Source organism: Porphyromonas pogonae, from assembly GCF_036320655.1.
GTDB lineage: Bacteria > Bacteroidota > Bacteroidia > Bacteroidales > Porphyromonadaceae > Porphyromonas > Porphyromonas pogonae.
Window position 1 is genome coordinate 637,940 of the sequence record NZ_CP143258.1, and the last position, 17,438, is coordinate 655,377.

At 40.3% G+C, this 17,438-nt stretch carries 9 protein-coding genes; 5 read left to right on the plus strand and 4 right to left on the minus strand.

The window, feature by feature from the left end; all coding sequences use genetic code 11:
* Positions 1-11: 11 nt before the first annotated feature.
* The 3 genes from VYJ22_RS02520 to VYJ22_RS02530 form a co-directional block, all read right to left on the minus strand.
* Complete coding sequence (locus VYJ22_RS02520) at positions 12-3,194, minus strand: SusC/RagA family TonB-linked outer membrane protein (RefSeq protein WP_329904860.1); 3,183 nt, start codon at positions 3,192-3,194, stop codon at positions 12-14.
* 716 nt (positions 3,195-3,910) lie between these two features.
* Positions 3,911-6,970, minus strand: a complete 3,060-nt coding sequence (locus VYJ22_RS02525) for a glycoside hydrolase family 2 TIM barrel-domain containing protein (protein ID WP_329904861.1) — start codon at positions 6,968-6,970, stop codon at positions 3,911-3,913.
* A gap of 202 nt (positions 6,971-7,172) precedes the next feature.
* Entirely contained in the window at positions 7,173-9,503 is a 2,331-nt protein-coding gene (locus tag VYJ22_RS02530) for a beta-N-acetylhexosaminidase (protein WP_329905556.1), read from the minus strand.
* A 1,508-nt stretch (positions 9,504-11,011) separates the two neighbouring features.
* Here VYJ22_RS02530 and porX point away from each other — a divergent pair.
* The 4 genes from porX to VYJ22_RS02550 all read left to right on the plus strand — a co-directional run bounded on the left by porX (position 11,012) and on the right by VYJ22_RS02550 (position 14,528).
* The gene (porX, locus tag VYJ22_RS02535; RefSeq protein WP_329904862.1) at positions 11,012-12,556 is read left to right on the plus strand and encodes a T9SS response regulator signal transducer PorX; all 1,545 of its coding nucleotides are present in this window, start codon (positions 11,012-11,014) and stop codon (positions 12,554-12,556) included.
* Between the two features lie 6 nt (positions 12,557-12,562).
* Positions 12,563-12,991, plus strand: a complete 429-nt coding sequence (gene tsaE / locus VYJ22_RS02540) for a tRNA (adenosine(37)-N6)-threonylcarbamoyltransferase complex ATPase subunit type 1 TsaE (RefSeq protein ID WP_329904864.1) — start codon at positions 12,563-12,565, stop codon at positions 12,989-12,991.
* 27 nt (positions 12,992-13,018) lie between these two features.
* Positions 13,019-13,618 carry a thymidine kinase gene (locus tag VYJ22_RS02545; protein ID WP_329904866.1) on the plus strand — a complete coding sequence of 200 codons (600 nt, stop codon included), beginning with the start codon at positions 13,019-13,021 and terminating at the stop codon, positions 13,616-13,618.
* 82 nt (positions 13,619-13,700) lie between these two features.
* On the plus strand, positions 13,701-14,528 hold the full coding sequence (locus VYJ22_RS02550) for a 5'-nucleotidase, lipoprotein e(P4) family (protein ID WP_329904867.1): 828 nt from the start codon (positions 13,701-13,703) through the stop codon (positions 14,526-14,528).
* A 276-nt stretch (positions 14,529-14,804) separates the two neighbouring features.
* On the opposite strand, the gene VYJ22_RS02555 is transcribed toward VYJ22_RS02550, so the two are convergent.
* Positions 14,805-15,509, minus strand: a complete 705-nt coding sequence (locus tag VYJ22_RS02555; RefSeq protein ID WP_329904868.1) for a hypothetical protein — start codon at positions 15,507-15,509, stop codon at positions 14,805-14,807.
* A 304-nt stretch (positions 15,510-15,813) separates the two neighbouring features.
* Between VYJ22_RS02555 and VYJ22_RS02560 the strand changes: the two genes are divergently transcribed.
* Entirely contained in the window at positions 15,814-17,343 is a 1,530-nt protein-coding gene (locus VYJ22_RS02560) for a transglutaminase domain-containing protein (protein ID WP_329904870.1), read from the plus strand.
* Positions 17,344-17,438 lie beyond the last annotated feature (95 nt).

The window sequence follows — 17,438 nt, forward strand, 5'->3', positions numbered from 1 at the left end:
CTTCAGTCAAATTAGAAATTAACATTTACGCCTAATGAAATAACTTTGCTAAGCGGGTATATTTTACCAGGGCCCCAATCTCCGCCTAATAATTCAGGATCAAATATTCCCGAAATTTTGGACTTTGTAAAGAGATTATCTCCGGAAATATAAATGCGTAAGTTTTGCATATAAAGCTTTGATACCCATGCTTGAGGCAGTGAATAACCCAATTGTATATTCTTTAATCTCAGGTATGAGGCATCTTGGAGATATTTGGTTTGAGTTGCTTGGTTTTTGCCATCACCAAATATGGGTCTTGGGTAATAAGCATCCGTATTGGCTCCGAGCTCATGACCTTCAGCACGGAAGAAATCCCAGTGTTTGGTAAATCCTGCTGATTGCCACATGCCTCCTGATGCACCCCAGAAGTAAGGCCCACCTAAAACATAGTCACGCTTACCTACTCCTTGTAAGAAGACTCTTAGATCTATGCCTTTCCAAGCAGCATCCAGTGTGATACCATACTTGTATCTTGGTGTAGAGTTTCCGATAACGGTGAGGTCGCCATGATCGTTCAGAGTATTTTTACCACTGTTTACCTCTCCATCCCCATTCATATCTTTGTACATCACATCACCAGCACTCCATTTGCTACCCCATGAAGGTTTATTCTTTTTGAGGTGCTCGATGATTTCATTGTCGGTTTTGGCAATACCGGCAGTGGTATAGCCCCAAAGCTCTCCGTTTTTCCTGCCATTGTACCAACTATCCAATGAATAATTTTCATTGGGGTATCTAGTTACTCGCTGTTGGTCATCAGAAAGTACTAATTTGGCGCCATAGCTAAAATCGCCCAATTGATCTCTCCACTCTACTTGCATTTCCCATCCGTAGGATTCCATATCTGCGTTGTTTACGCGAGGAACGCCTGTGCCTAAAAGGCTTGAAAGTTCCGGAGCCGGACCTATCATGTCTTTGGTTGTTCTCTTGAAGTAGTCGAAAGAACCTGTTAGTCTCGAATTAAATGCGCTCCAGTCGAGACCAATATTCCAAGATCTTATCTTTTCCCAAGTCATTTCAGAACTGACAATACCCGGTGCACTCGACGTATTGGGTTTTGCATTATCTACAAGCCAGCTACCGTTAGCAGTCCCAACGGGCATTGATAAGAAGAAAGGATATAGGGCATTCGTATTCATGTTTCCAAGCTCACCCCACGAAGCACGTAGCTTCAGTGTGCTTACGTACTCAGAAAGAGGAGTAAAGAAGTCTTCTTTGGCAATGTTCCATCCAGCTGAGAATGATGGGAAAGTACCCCATGTTTTGTCTCCTACAAAGCGAGATGAGCCATCACGACGAACGTTTGCTTCGAATAAATATTTTTCATTGTAATTGTAATTGAATCGAGCAAAGAATCCGACTATGGACCAGTCTCCGTATCCACCCCAAACACTGGGCTTGTCATTTGTTGCTGTGTTTATAGAAGGGACGAGTGGAGTTATCAGGTCTTTCTTAGTAATTCCTAAGTCTCTTGATCTCATTAATTCAACATTTGACCCTGCTAAGATTTTGAAGAAATGACCTCCAATAGCCTTACTATAATCGGAGTACACGTTAGCTGTCCAGTATTTGGTTTTTACAGCAGACTCTGATACTTCTGATTTGCCGGCATCTCCACCTGCCCAAGGTGCTGCAAACTCGTGGTTATCCACATCGTATCCATATGTTGGGAGCTTATCCCAGTGATTAAAGTTATTGGTGGTAACATAATTGAATTCAGCATTGATATTCCATCCCTCCAATGGTCTCAGATTCAATGCCAATGTTTGGTATAACCAGTCTTTTTCATTCTTGTCTTTACCTCCGTTTTCCATCTGCAATATCTCATTGCCTTCCATGTAGTGACCATTTGGGTCATATACAGGGTTAGTAGGCCAACGTCTGGCTATATTGTGGAAAAACAGACCTGTCATGTAAGAAGGTCTTGAGTATGACTCCTGGATCCAACGGGTATTGTAGTCTAGATGTGCCCAATCTGTTATGTCGAAACCAATCTTACCGGACAACGTATATCTATTCATCTGATCTTTACCATGGCGGATAAGGCCATTAGCATCAAGATAACTTCCGCTTACCGAGTAGTTAATTTTGTCAGAGCCACCACGTACACTGATATTGTGTTCATATGATGGCACCCAGCTCTTGTACATTTCTTTGAACCAGTTGGTGTTGGCTCTACTTCCTCCGTACATCAGCCATCTATTATCATTGCCTGCGAATGTAAAAGGCTGTGGTTCTTTGATCTTACCACTTTGCCAATCCATATAATTCTGGATTTCTTTCAATGCTGTATCGGAGAACACTGCTCCTTGACCGCCATTTTTGGCTGCTTCATTGAAATAACGTGCAAAGTGGTATGAATCCATCATTTCCGGAATTTGGCTAGCCTTGGAAAACCGCATGTTTGTGCTATAATTAACTTTGGCTTTTCCATTCATCCCGGATTTAGTTGTAACGAGGATTACTCCAAAGGATGCTCTTGCTCCATAGATAGCACATGAAGCAGCGTCTTTCAGTACAGTAAAGGTTTTGATATCATTTGGGTTCAGGGAGTTCAAGTCTCCTTGCACTCCGTCGATAAGAATAAGAGGAGAAGAGTTTGATCCCTGACCAATAGTTCCTACACCACGGATATTGATACTCATAGAAGAGTTTAACGTTCCTCCCGCATTAGTTGTAGAAAGGTTCAGACCGGGTATTACTCCTTGTAAAGCTTGAGAGACGTTGTTTACGGGTCTTGCCTCAAAAACTTTTGAGTCTACCTGCGAAACTGCACCTGTCACATTGACTTTCTTCTGAGTTCCGTAGCCCACAACCACTACTTCTTGCAGCATCTTGGCGTTGTCCTCCATCACTACATTAATAGTAGTTTTGCCGTTTATGGCTACTTCTAAATTCTTCATCCCGATGTAGGAGAATTCCAATGTAGCATTAGGTTTTACATTGGTGATGGTAAACTTGCCATCTACATCAGTGTTTGCACCATTGGTGGTGCCTTTAACTCGTACACTAACTCCGATAAGCGGTTCCTTTTGGCCGTCTGTCACAGTCCCTTTTACGGTTATTGTGCTTTGAGCAAATGCAGAAACAGAGCTTAGAGTCATTAATAGGATGAGATACAATCTCATTCCATGACGTAAAAGTTTCTTCATATCCGAATGTTTAATTGTGAAAGAAATATGATTATTCTATTGTGAAATAGCGTAGATGATGAGTGAAATATACCTTTGTTTATGCTGAGTGAAGACTTAGTCATAATGAAGATTGATGTCTAATAAATAGTTCTTTGTCTCTTTTTTCTGTGCAAATATAATTTATATTTTGTAATATGCATCTTGTTATAAATTTATATTTATTAATCAAGCCGAGGTTGGTATATATAAATAAAAATGATCCGAAGGTAGTATCTAATTTAAAAAATATAAATAAGTTTATTAATAAGTGACGGAATGCCCTTCCTTTTATTAAAATAATGACAAGTAAAAATAGGGTCTTTGTTGAAATTAAGAAATGTGGCTGTACCTATCCTTTTATAATAAATCGATAAGTTTTGTTTTTTTTTATCGTAAATATTTTTAATAAGATGAAGGGGCATTAAGGAGCTGCTATAATGGCCTTTTAATTGATTTAAGCCAATATTTTTTTATAATTATGTCGATCTTTAACATTAATTATGATTTTCAAAGATTGATTTATCATTAATGGATTTCTTCATTTTTGTTTATATTCTGGTGGATAAGATTGTTTTATAAGAAATTGGGTTGATTTTTTATTTTTCTCCGGTGATTTTTTGGGGGAGAATAATTTTATCATAAAGCAATAAGAAGATATGGACAAATACTGCATCCTTAAAATTCAAAACAGTTTATTATTTTATCGGATAAATAGTAAACTCAAAATATCCTTTTATTAAAGGGACTAAATACTGAGGCAACACACCCGGGCCACAAGTTGCCGTGCCCACACCGGCTTGTTCGGCATCTAGATGTACTGTTATCATTCCGTCTCGTTTCAGGTCATTGATGTGACTAGACTTTTCCAAAACGATATCGGAGAAAGGCATCATATTAAACTGAAAAGGCCGATTCGATTCGACAAAGAAGCCCTCACCGGCCTGATTGGTCAGCTGTGTCCAGCGTACATCCGTGCGGTTACCTGCTGACTGTGGCCTGACATAATAATGAAACATTTGTTCGGGAGAAGTCCGGTACAACCCTATTTTACCGGATTGTTTACGGTCGGCATAGGTTTCGTTATCGCCACGGCCAAGATATGAGATCCGGTTATACTCATCGTTCACACGAAATGTCAGCCCCAAGCGAGCCATTGATCTTACTGCTAAAGTATCCGGCTCGAAGACGGTTGTTACTTTAAGCCCTCCGTCTCGATGAAGTGTATATACAAAGTCTGCTACTCCTATCCGTATGCCTTTCTTATTGAGAAGTTCCACACGTGCCTTAGTCGATGATTGGAATTCTTTAATGGCTATGGCTTTTTGCACAACATTATCAAGTCCAGCTTGGCGCCATAGATGTGCTCCGTTCTTATCGCGGTTGTCATTGTCCGTAGCCGGACGGAAAAGGTTCAATGAAACCGGAGTGGACAACAATTCCTTGCCATCAAGGCTCAAGGAGGTCAACGCTCCCGTTTTCTTATCGACACTAAACCTTGTTTCACCCTTTTTACGCGGACGGTGAGACGTAGAGGTTTTATCACCTGTAAAAACAAATTGGTCGTAAGCTACCTCCCAACTCAGTGGAATTGTCAGAGAAGGATCCTTTCGTGTCCAGCTTATAGTCAAATAAGCTTCGCGCACTCCTTTAGGAAGATTTACACCTCCCAACACGGCCTCTATTTCTGCATGAGGCTCACCATCAAAAACCTTACTTCCTTCTACTATTTTTACTCCACGGTCTGTCGTGACATTCCAATGACAGACATATTCATTCAGATTGGAGAAGTCGAACCAATTCTTAATGCGAATTTTCATCATTTTACGGTCGACTAAAACGCTTTTTATATTCTGATATACTTTCTTCACTTCCAGCAAATGTGGGTGAGGTTTCCGGTCGGCTCCCACCAATCCGTTACAACAGAAGTTACCAAAACTCGGAATGCTGTCCGGACCGTAATCACCACCGTAAGTCCAATACCATTTTCCCGTTGCATCTATCTCCTGAAAGGATTGATCTACCCAGTCCCACACACAGCCTCCTTGTGCCATCGGTTCGCTTTCATACACATCCCAGTATTCTTTCAAACCACCGCAACTGTTACCCATTGCGTGGAGATATTCACACAAAATAAAGGGGCGATAGATATCTTTTTTTGCCACATACGCTTTTATCTCGTCTACACTACGATACATACGACAATAAATATCCGTGTTGTAATTTAGTTCGGCACGTTCATACTGCACGGGGCGAGTTTTGTCTGTAACTTTCAGCCAATCATAAGTTCGCTCGAAATTAATACCATTGCCTGCTTCATTACCCAGGGACCAAATCACAATAGCCGGGTGATTTTTAGATCGTTGATACATGCGGCGTGTACGATCCATATGAGCTGTAAGCCATGTACTATCTTTAGCCAAAGACGCAGAACCATATCCCATACCATGCGATTCTATATTCGCTTCATCAATTATATAGAGCCCGTAACGATCGCAAAGCTGATACCAAAAGGGATGAGTGGGATAGTGTGAGTTACGTACAGTGTTGATATTGTGCTGTTTCATCAATTTGATATCCATTTCCATCAACTCCTTACTCACCGTGCGTCCAAGCTGGGAGTGCTCGTGACGGTTGGTGCCTTTGACCAACACAGGCACACCGTTAATGCAAAATCTTCTACCTTTGATTTCAGATGTGCGAAATCCGACCTCACATCCTGTGAGTTCTGTTGTCTTTCCTTCTGCGTCTTTCAACTCCAGTACCAAAGTATAGAGATTAGGATGTTCGGCATTCCATGTTTTTACATCCGGAACACTCTTCTCTTCAAATTCAATAAAATTATTCTGCCCACACGATTCTATCTCAATGGCATCCTGCAATATAGTTATACCACCAGCATCTATCAGAGAGTAACCGATAGTTCCCTTTGATCCGGAAATGCCTTCTATCATTATGCCCAGTCCGAAAATTCCGTTTTTATACCCAACTTTGTCCAAAGATGCATTTAGTTTATAATCAGCAATATATTGCCTGGGAGTGCTGTAAAGATATACATCACGCTCTATCCCGCTCAAACGCCACATGTCCTGACATTCCAAATAAGAGCCTGCACTCCAACGATACACCTCCAAAGCCACCACATTTTCTCCGTTATTCAATACTTCTGTGATATCCCACTCGGCATTCGTTTTTGATCCTTGATTATATCCGAGAAGTTTACCATTTACCCAGACATAATAAAAAGAGGAGGCTCCTTCGCAACAAAGCACCACTCTACGTCCTTTCCAGTCTGCGGGTATCTTGAAAGTACGGCGATATGAGCCGACTTCGTTTGCTGCATAAGGAACCAGAGGCGGGTTCTTTTTGAAATGAAACATTTTATCATCAAATTCATACCTTTCATTGACGTAAATGGGAGTGCCATAGCCCTGCCGTTCCCAGTTACCGGGGACATTAATATCTGCCCATTCACCTGTATAATAAGAGGGCTGATAAAAATCTTTTGGTCGGTTATCCGGATTTTTCACCCAGTGAAACTTCCATTTCCCATTCAAGCTCATATAAAAAGGAGAGTTCTCATATCCTCCCGGTTTTGCAATATCGGAAGCATCCTCATAAGGCCATACATAAGTGTGTGGAGAGAGCTTATTCAACCCCACAGCGCACTGGTTTTGCCATTCGATTAGAGGTTTTTCCTGTGCAAAGGCAGAGATTGTTGCCAACAATGCCGGCAAGATAAAAAACTTTCGTATCATTGGGTTATTTATTGTTTTTAGGAACAGTTTTGAGTTTTAGGGATGATGTGTTTGTTTATGCTTTTTGCTGCTTTCTTTTCATTTTGTGTCTCTTTAATCTCATTTCTTTCCTATAAATCCCAATACTAAAGATATGGAGTAGGGGAACCATCAAGAAGGAAATATTGTAATTAAAAATTCAAAACAGCATCTTGATTTATTACTATTCGATAATCACCTCGTCAAAACAGACTCGGGATTCTTGTCCGGGACGTACATGGTTCGGCGGACAACATCCGGCTCCTTCTGCCGTCACACGCACATAACGCGCACACGTTTGTTTCATTTTCACTGTGATGTCTTCAATGAAAGTACCTTCTTGGAATATTTCTGAAGGAGCAAAGCCCAATCCTCCCACATCATGAAATATTATGTTATCATCGGATACTTCTACTCGAATGGCTTTCGGTTTATGTACGCCCATTCCGTAATTTGTAATACATTCGATAATGCAAGAACTTATTTTCTCCTGTCGTTGCAAATCGATAGTAAAAGAAACAAGACCATTTTTCATGTTGCTAAACCATTCAAAGTCGGTTTGCTTTAGACTTCCCCGAACGCCATTTGTCAATACATTATCAATTGGTTGGATGCCTATCACAGGTTTTCCGGTAGCTTTATTACAAATAATGGGTAATCTAAGGGTTTTGCCCATCTGCCTGCCATCTGCAAAAGTAGCAGCTTTGATCCCCTGTACATCCTTTACAATCAAGGGTTCTGTGTATAACTGCGAATCTGATGTAGGTTCCTGTCCATTGGTGGTCAAGCGTATCTCCACATCCGGGCGGATGCACTCCAGTAGCACTTTGAGCATCCCTCGCTCCGGTATCACTTTATGCTGAATATTGTACATGGAACGAGCATAAACTATTCCCTTCTTGTCCAAATGTGCATTATACTTATCCATAGCTTTCAGAAATGAAGCCCAATCTTTCTTTTCCGGTTGTGTCCAAGTAACTTCTGCCAATGCAGCCAAGCGTGGGAACACGAGATAATCAACATCCTCAGGTCTGTTACAAAACTCTGTCCACAAGGAGGCTTGTACGCCCATCAAAAGAGAAGCATATTCCGGTTTCCAACCTTTTTGTATCGGCTCATAATCATACACGTCTTGGAGCGTGTTATTGCCAAAGTAGGTTAGTGGTTCGAACCATTGCGGTCCTTGATAACGAATCAGGTACATCACACGTGCCGGAGTCATAATGAAACGATGCCCTTTCTCTGCCGCTTTCAGAGCAGCTTGTCCATAACCTTGCCAACCCAGAATGATAATCCCCTTGGGCAGGAAACTGCTATTGGTCAATTCATCCCACCCAATCACTTCACGGCCTTTACTGCACACATAATCACTGATGCGCTTCATGAAATATCCTTGCAGATCTTCTTCATCTTTGAGATTCTCACGCTTCATTCGTGCCTGACATAATGAACATTGTTTCCAGTATTTTTTCCGAGCCTCGTCTCCGCCGATATGGATATAGCGCGAAGGGAACAATGCCAAGACTTCATCAAACACGTTTTCCAAGAAAGTAAATACACTGTCATTTCCGGCACAAAAAATAATATCGGAATTATTTCCTCCCAAACCGGGCAATACACCTATATAATCCTTTACCACGGGGCATGCTAATTTAGGATAAGCCGCCAAAGCCGCATTGCTATGAGCTGGCACATCGATTTCAGGTACTATCTCGATCTGACGCTCAGTAGCGTAAGCTACCATTTCTTTGATATCTTCTTGTGTGTAAAAACCTCCTATAGGAGTAGGTTCTCCGGGGTTCGGATTACGACGGCTGGGAAACGGTACATCCATATGATCGACCCTCCACGCTCCGATATCCGTCAGGCGAGGGTATTTCTTTATTTCTATACGCCATCCATTATCATCGGTCAAATGGAGATGAAGTATGTTAATCTTAAGCATGCCCATACAATCTATAATTCGCATCACATTTTCTTTAGGGATAAAAAATCGTGATACATCCAATAGTAAAGCCCGGTATTCAAAGCGCGGTTCGTCCCGAATACTCATTACCGGAATCTTCCATTCCATGTGTGACCCAAAAGTATTTTTTTCTTCGATAGATGCCGGAAGCAACTGACGTATCGTCTGTAAAGCATAAAAGAAGCCTTTTATATCAGAGGCCTTAATGAGTATCGTTTTTTGTAAAACATCTAGTGAGTAGGCTTCACTTTTCAGAGAACTATCTGTTTCGAAACGGATATTTGCTCCCTCCTTTTTCCCTACGTTTAGCTTTGGAGTAAAGCCGGCAGCATGTGTAAATAAGTCTATGAAGCTATTAGCAATTAAGGCTTGTTCGGCGCTTTCTACGGAAAACACCGTTTTATCAGTAAAAATAAAATTTCCATCACCAGGTACTACCTGCATTGGACGGGGGACTAGAGATATATTAGATACCGGTTTGCAGGTACCGCACCCGAATGCTATGGGGGATAAAATTATCACCCATAATATAAATATATATCTTGTTATAGCGTGTTTTATCATAAAAATCAGCAATTTCTTAGATCTCAAAGATACTCAAATATCCAGATTTGTCAAAGAATATTCATGTGTATATTATTGGTAGTCAATATGTCGTGTATTTTTAAGGGGCGATGTTATATCTTTGAATTTGTATGAACACCTTTTTATATCAAATTATATTATAACAGAAATGAATACTACTTCAATAATATATTTCACGATATACATAATATTGATTTCCAGGGCATTTCATCCTGTCAAACAGGACCGGTAAAAAAGAAATATCAAATTGTCAGAATGTAAAGAAACAGAAAATTATAACGATAGAAAAACCGCAAATGGGTATAACCATATCCCGTTTGCGGTTTTTCTATCCTGAATTGCCCCTAAAGCATTTATATCAATCTTTGAGAACGACTTCCTCAATCTTTGAACTTGACGGAGCCAATCTTTGAATTTGACGGAGTCGAAGTTTGAACCATATAAATCGTTCTTTTTGCAGAAAAAAACTAATATTTATGAGTAAACTAATGATTTATTTTAACCTGAATCAAGTTTACTATGGAACTATAATGACAGCATAACTTGGGCATTTCGATCTTTTTTTGAGGGGGAGATATTTATTGGGGGCATTTATTTCAAAATGATAATTCCTTTTTGTGGGTGAATCACCCCGGACAGGTAAAAAGTAGCCTTTGAGCCTCCCCTAAGGCAAAGTGCACCCTCCTCCTATACATTTAAGTAATATTCAACCAATAGTTATGGAGCTATTAGGATTATTCTTGTGGATATACTAAGAGAGCCTTCTTTTTCACCGGATGTGACAAGATGCAGTACACCATATATTGATTACAGATCTTTGTTTCTGAAATGGCGGTTGCGTCTCTTTTTGGCCGAATTGTAATATTGGAAATAAGCTAATACCAATACCAGCACTAACAAGATTATGAATATGAATAGAAACACTTGTGACATAATTCAAGATGTTTTATAGTTATTCAATACCAATTATTAATTGCAAGGTACAAATTTTTATATACGTTATAAAATAAAATTAGGGAATATCTCTCGACATCCCCTAACCATCTTTGTTAACCTTAAATCTAATACTATTATGAAAAAACCACATCACAAATATACAAACGTTTTTTTAACGACCAAAACTTTTAGAAAGTTTTTTTATTTATTTTTTCAAAATAATTTATCAATACTTATGTTTATTATTTCATAATGCTCTTTTAGTTGGCTTTTATTTGTTCAAAGTGATAGCGTTGGTGGTTGGCTTCTTGTTTTTCATTCTATTCCATATTGTTTATGTTTTGATGTCAAAATGTATATGACTGTGCCAATAATAGGTCTTTTAGATTTTTTGCTCTTAAATCTTTTTTGTAGATCGATTATATATCAACTCTCAAACAGCATAGGAATACCTGTTGTGAGTGGATAAAGGCAATATATCTTATCTCTTTTTTGTTATCTTTGAAATAGAACTAATTAAAAGATTAATAGACATTATGAAAGAGTATCACATATTATGGGCTGACGACGAGATCGATCTCCTGAAACCTCATATTCTATTTATTGAAAAGAAAGGATACAAAGTAACTCCCGTACTAAGTGGCGCAGATGCTGTAGAAGCGGTAAAGAACGACAACTTTGATCTTATCTTTCTTGATGAGAATATGCCAGGTCTTACGGGGCTCGATACTTTACAGGTAATCAAGGAGCTCAAGCCATATATTCCTGTCGTCATGGTGACAAAGAGTGAGGAGGAGCAGATTATGAATCAGGCTATTGGCGGTAAGATAGCAGACTATCTCATCAAACCGGTCAATCCCAATCAGCTCCTTCTTTCTCTCAAGAAAAACCTCCACCAAAGCACCATCCTCACCCAAACAGCTACGGAAAACTATCGCCAGGAGTTTACCCGCCTTGGTGCCCAGATAAGTGATACTCTCACGCTGGACGAATGGAAAGATCTTTACAAGAGACTTGTGTATTGGGAGATTGAGCTGGAAGAGAATGCTCAAGATATGGGTAGTTTGCTTGAGATGCAAAAGGCCGAGGCAGGACGCATGTTTAGCCGCTTTGTCAAGAATAATTATGAAAGTTGGTTAAACGCCTCGCAGGACAAACCTGTGATGAGCCCGGATTTGTTCAAGCACAAAGTATTTCCTTTGCTGGATAACGGCGAGAAAGTTTTTTTCATTCTTATTGATAATTTTCGTCTCGACCAGTGGGCTACCGTCAAAGATATGCTCAGTGAGTTTTATACCTTCGAGGAAGATCTCTACGTCTCCATTCTTCCTACGGCCACTCAGTATGCTCGCAATTCCATCTTCTCAGGACTTATGCCTTTGGATATAGAGAAGATGTTCCCTGAACTATGGATTGATGAAGAAAGTGAGGAGGGCAAGAATCTCAATGAAGAGCCCATGATCAGGACACTTCTCGATAGATATCGCAAGCCTTATAAGTTTTCTTATAATAAGGTATATGAGACACGATTTAGTGAAAGATTGCTGGCAAATATATCCCAGCTCAAGGAGTTTCCGCTCAATGTCATAGTTCTTAATTTTGTGGATATGCTTTCTCATGCCCGCACCGAAAGCAAGATGATCCGTGAGCTTGCCAGCTCTGAAGCTGCATACCGATCCCTCACGCGTAGCTGGTTCAAGCACTCTACTACCTACAATCTCTTCAAGCGCATATCCGAGATGGGATACCGTGTTATACTTACCACCGATCACGGTACCATACGTGTCAAAAATCCGGTGAAAATAGTTGGAGATAAAAATACCAATACTAACCTGAGATATAAGATAGGTAAAAGTCTAGGTTTTAATCCTAAAGAAGTTTTTGAAATCAGTAATCCTGCTAAGATCGGTTTGCCACAAAACAATATTTCAGATAAATTTGTATTCTGTTTGAATGATGATTTCTTTGCTTATCCGAACAATTATAACTACTACGTTCAGTATTACAAAGACACATTCCAGCACGGAGGCGTCTCTATGGAGGAGATGTTAGTCCCAATTATCACCATGCAACCTAAGTAGCGTTTTATGTCAAAGACGATAAAAATCGAGTCCGCAGATACTATACGTGAGTCGGCTCGTGAGTTCATCCGAGAGGTACTTCCTCTCGGAGATGTATTTGCTTTCTATGCCCCCATGGGCACAGGCAAGACTACCTTTATAAAAGCGGTGTGCGAGGAACTCGGTGTTACCGATGTTATCAATAGCCCCACCTTTTCTATTATCAACGAATACCGTTCCGAGGATTCGGGCGAACTCATTTATCATTTCGATTGCTATAGACTCAACAAGCTTTCCGATGCACTCAATCTTGGTGCAGAGGATTATTTCGAAAGCGGTTGTGTTTGTTTTATTGAGTGGCCGGAGGTTTTAGAAGATATTTTGCCCCACGATGCCGTCAAGATAGCCATTGAGGAGCAAGCTGACGGTTCGCGTTTATTATCCGTATTAAGTTAAACCTGTAATCAATCTTTTTTTTATCCCATGGATCATTATATTATTGAGAATAATGCTTGTGGCAGTGTATCTAAGAGAGGAAGCATAGAAGTCATTTGCGGATCTATGTTTAGCGGAAAAACTGAAGAACTCCTTCGTCGACTTCGCCGTGCCAAGATAGCTCGCCAGAAGGTAGAGATATTCAAGCCCGCCATAGATACACGTTATGACGAAGAGCAAGTTGTTTCTCATGATCGCAATACTATTGACTCCACACCGGTGGACAATTCCGGCAATATCCTTCTGATGTGTTCCGAAGTCGATGTCGTGGGTATTGATGAGGCGCAGTTTTTCGATGACGGTCTTGTCTCCATCGTGCAGCAATTGGCTGATCAGGGTATTCGTGTGGTTATAGCGGGGTTGGATATGGATTTCCGACGTAATCCTTTTGGCCCCATGCCGGCATTATGTGCTATCGCCGATAGCGTTCTCAAGGTACATGCTATTTGTGTGGAGTGTGGTCGTCTTGCCAACTATTCATACAGACTCGTTGAAGCTACAGAGCAGGTAGTGCTGGGGGAGCTCAATGAATATCGTCCTTTGTGTCGCGGGTGCTACATGAAGCATCATTCTCAAGAGAGCAAATAGAAGTTCAGCGGTTCCCTTATTAGTTGGGGAATCATCGTAATGCTTGCGCTACAAGATAGAAACAGTTAATACAATCAACTTTATGAAAATCAATAAAACTACATTCATCTCGGCATGTGCCACCATACTGCTTACATCTGCATGCAGTACATCTTCGCACATGATCAACACCCACACTCAAGCACCCGACAATGCTGTATTGGGAGGTAAGCTTTACAGCTCCGCCTGGATACAGCGCTCTGCCGAGTATAAGGCTCTGTGCATGCAAGCTTATAACATTGCTGAGCTGAGGTTAAACGAAGCTTTGCAAGAGAAAGAGAAAAATCTGGCGTCCAAACCTTTGGCCGTAGTAACGGATATTGATGAGACTATGCTGGACAATACTCCCAACAGCGTGCATCAGGCATTACTGGGCAAAGATTATGAAGAAAAGTCTTGGAATGAGTGGTGCCGGAGAGCTGAAGCCGATACCTTGTGCGGAGCTTTGCATTTCTTTAGGTATGCCCACAGCAAGGGTGTAGAAGTATTTTATATCTCCAATAGATCGGAGGCTGATAGAGCCGGTACGTTGGAGAATCTGAAGAAATTCGGATTTCCGCAGACAGATGATCAGCATCTGCTTCTCCGTCAGGGATCGTCCAACAAACAGTCACGTCGTGATGCTGTTCTCTCCAAGTACGATATCGTTTTGCTTTTGGGAGACAATCTTGGCGATTTCGATCATGTCTATGATGACGGCACAGAAGCCATGAGGCATGAGAGTGTTGTGAAGCAACGAGCCGAGTTTGGAAAGAAATTCATCGTATTGCCCAATCCCAATTACGGTACTTGGGAAAAAGCGATGAACGGAGGTTATCCTACTTTGGACAAGCGCAATGCTATTCTCAAGGAAAAGCTCAAGGCATACTGAGGTAGAGTTCCTTCTGTCACATCAATGCAAACCCGATGTACTGCTATGGCGTACATCGGGTTTGTTCTGTATTGTTGAGAGTTTAGCCTCATTGCGTATACCTTTCCTTGACCTTGATATATCCCCTGTAATAGCTGATGTTTCTTCTTCTGTTATTAGGAGAGTTGTGGCAGCTAAGCTTTTTAGTGGAGGCATCATCGTCTCGTAAATAAGCATTGGCTATCGCACCATGGGTTGGGGTAGTTTTGCAATGGGTTCGTCAATAAGTTGACAGCTTTATTTTACGGGTATAAACTTTGTTTTTATCGTTAGCTCTTTATTCTCATTGATGTTTTTGGTCAGTATATTCAATACCATTGTGCGGGCGAGAAAATCAACACCATCTTTAATTTTACTCAACTTATCTATGAGCTCCGGCAGATTATCCGCTGTGATTACTATAGGGAGCTTGGGTATCTCGATGTGCTCTTTGGCGGCTTTCTCGAGGAATGCTTTGTTTTGTGCTTCCAGCACAATCTTTAGCATAATCTGTTCTTTCACCGAGTACTTGGCATAAGTGGTAAGCTCTGTTTCCGACACTTTTACTTGTCCCATATTCAGTGGCATTGCCGCTCCCTCGCTTTGGGGAATATTGAGTGCAAGCATCCCATTCTCCTTATAGCTGTATGTTACACTAAGCCCTTTATGCTCTTTAGGAGAAAGTGGCGTACCGTAAGGTACAGCATCGATCTTCATTTCTGTAGGCGTTACAAAATCAAAAGTGACTTGCGGCGGCATCTTTTGCATCTTCTTGAAATACATCATAACCAGCTCTTTTATCTGGGGGACACTGGTGTCTCCATCAGTCAACACCCATTTGCCGGTTAGTTCTGTAGTTTTCTTTGGTTCGTCTTTCTTGTCACAAGAGGTCAGCAACATTGAGCTCAATACTACAGCCGTGAGGACGAACATACTCCTAAGTAATAGATTCTTTTTCATCATTATGATCCTTTTAATACCTTTATAATATAAACGACTCTAAGTCGGTGCTTCATATAGACATTGAAGTAAATAATTATTCCCTAAAGTCCCAAATGTTCTGACGTTTTGTTTCTACAAAATCTCAATTGTGATTTAATATCAAATATATAGAGCAATCTTTTCTTGAGAGGCTGTCTTGCCCGATTTCATTTTTATCATTTACCGCTGTTACAGTCCTTAGTCCTTTTATATAGGCTTTTTAAGGCTAAACTATTATCTTTATGTGTTATATTTAAACCAAACAACTTTTTAGTACTTTTGTAACATGAAAAAAATATTTATTCTATTTGCTTTATTAAGCCTTTGGTCATGTCATAAAGATGTGCCCGTATTGCCTGTTGTTGAAGAGCCTGCCAAAGAACAGGCAAAAGAAGACCCGGAAAAGAAGGATCCCGAAACACCGAAACAATCGGGAGATTCTATTACTTCAGATGAGCATGACTCAGCTTTGACACGCGAAGAAACTTTATTTCGTCGATTGGCAAACGCGGCATTGAGAGGACAAGAAACATGTGATGTGGGAGACTTGAATATAAAGATGGAGGCTAAGGAAGGCACCCTTTCAGAAAGCGAAGAATTATTTGCAAAATTTGTCAAAAAGTATCCTTTTATATTTCATATAGAAACGGATGGTAGTTTCTCTGTAGTTTATAAGGAATCCGATCATTCTTTGGTTGACAAATACCGGATTGAGTCTAAGGTCCCAATGAATCAGATACGTGAGTGGGCTAATAATGTGGAGAAGGGCATGGAAGAGTGCTATGCCTCCTTGGCTGAGGGGATGTCTGATGTAGAAATTGCTTATTCAGTAGGATATCAGATTACCAAAAGAACATCATATAGCTTTGCTGACCATCCTTTCGATTTATTAGGGCCTCTCGTTTTAGGGAAAGCTGTATGCCAAGGTTATAGTCTTGCATATTGTATGTTGATGGAAAACCTTGGTATTCGTACCGATTATATACGTGGCAGTAGTCTTTATGAGAACTTAGGACATGTCTGGAATAGAATTTTTATTGAAGGGCAGTGGTACAATATGGATCTTACATGGGATGATTCCGGTGGATCATTCCCAATTTCCGACTTTGTATGTAAATTTGCTTTCACATCCGATAGTAGATTTTATGATGAACTCAAGCATGTAAGAGCAACTGAATTTCCTAAGATTCCTGCTGCAAACAGCCGTCGTTTTGAGAATGATAACTATTTCTTTCGTAAAAATCCAAATCAAACCGAAGCTATTTACATAAATAAATACTGGTATTATTTGTCTATGACTGATATGTGCATTTATAAAAGTTATTTCGATGGAAGTAATAGGCAAACTATCTACAAGCTTAATCGTCCCGCTAAAGAAGGATATTTATGGAAGCAAATAGCTTTTGGTGATAAAAAGATTTATTTCATAGACAAATTTGATAATGAAAACTACGTTTGTTCAGTCGGTTACGATGGTACAGGTTTCGAAAAAAATCAACGTGTAACATATGGTCAATTGGCTATGGAGGGATATCGTGTTAAAGCCCAAGAAGGTCCTTATAAGAAAAAAGATTTTGGTATTGTGGCCTTGCGAGCGGAAGTCGCTCTCGCCAAAATGAAAGACGCTTATTATCACGGTCAAGAAGATTATTTGGTACCCAAAGATCCTCGCAGAGTTGAATTTGTAAATACAATTAAGCAGGCCGAAAAATTATTGCAAAGCAAAAGTGGTAATACAAGTGAAGCTACGGCCTTATGTCACAAGCTTAGAAGCATCAGGAAAAGCTACTCCATGCCACTAACTTACAAAGCATAACCGATCCGCTCTATATTATTGCTCCTCCGTTTCTGCATTGAGACGGAGGAGTTTTTGTTATCTGTAGCATGGGGTGTTTACATTTTTTAGCATAC

Excerpts from the sequence above, each read along its gene's own strand:
- VYJ22_RS02520 (WP_329904860.1), bottom strand. The coding sequence starts at position 3,194 with ATGAAGAAACTTTTACGTCATGGAATGAGATTGTATCTCATCCTATTA.
- VYJ22_RS02525 (WP_329904861.1), bottom strand. The coding sequence starts at position 6,970 with ATGATACGAAAGTTTTTTATCTTGCCGGCATTGTTGGCAACAATCTCT.
- porX (WP_329904862.1), top strand. The coding sequence starts at position 11,012 with ATGAAAGAGTATCACATATTATGGGCTGACGACGAGATCGATCTCCTG.
- tsaE (WP_329904864.1), top strand. The coding sequence starts at position 12,563 with ATGTCAAAGACGATAAAAATCGAGTCCGCAGATACTATACGTGAGTCG.
- VYJ22_RS02545 (WP_329904866.1), top strand. The coding sequence starts at position 13,019 with ATGGATCATTATATTATTGAGAATAATGCTTGTGGCAGTGTATCTAAG.
- VYJ22_RS02550 (WP_329904867.1), top strand. The coding sequence starts at position 13,701 with ATGAAAATCAATAAAACTACATTCATCTCGGCATGTGCCACCATACTG.
- VYJ22_RS02555 (WP_329904868.1), bottom strand. The coding sequence starts at position 15,509 with ATGATGAAAAAGAATCTATTACTTAGGAGTATGTTCGTCCTCACGGCT.
- VYJ22_RS02560 (WP_329904870.1), top strand. The coding sequence starts at position 15,814 with ATGAAAAAAATATTTATTCTATTTGCTTTATTAAGCCTTTGGTCATGT.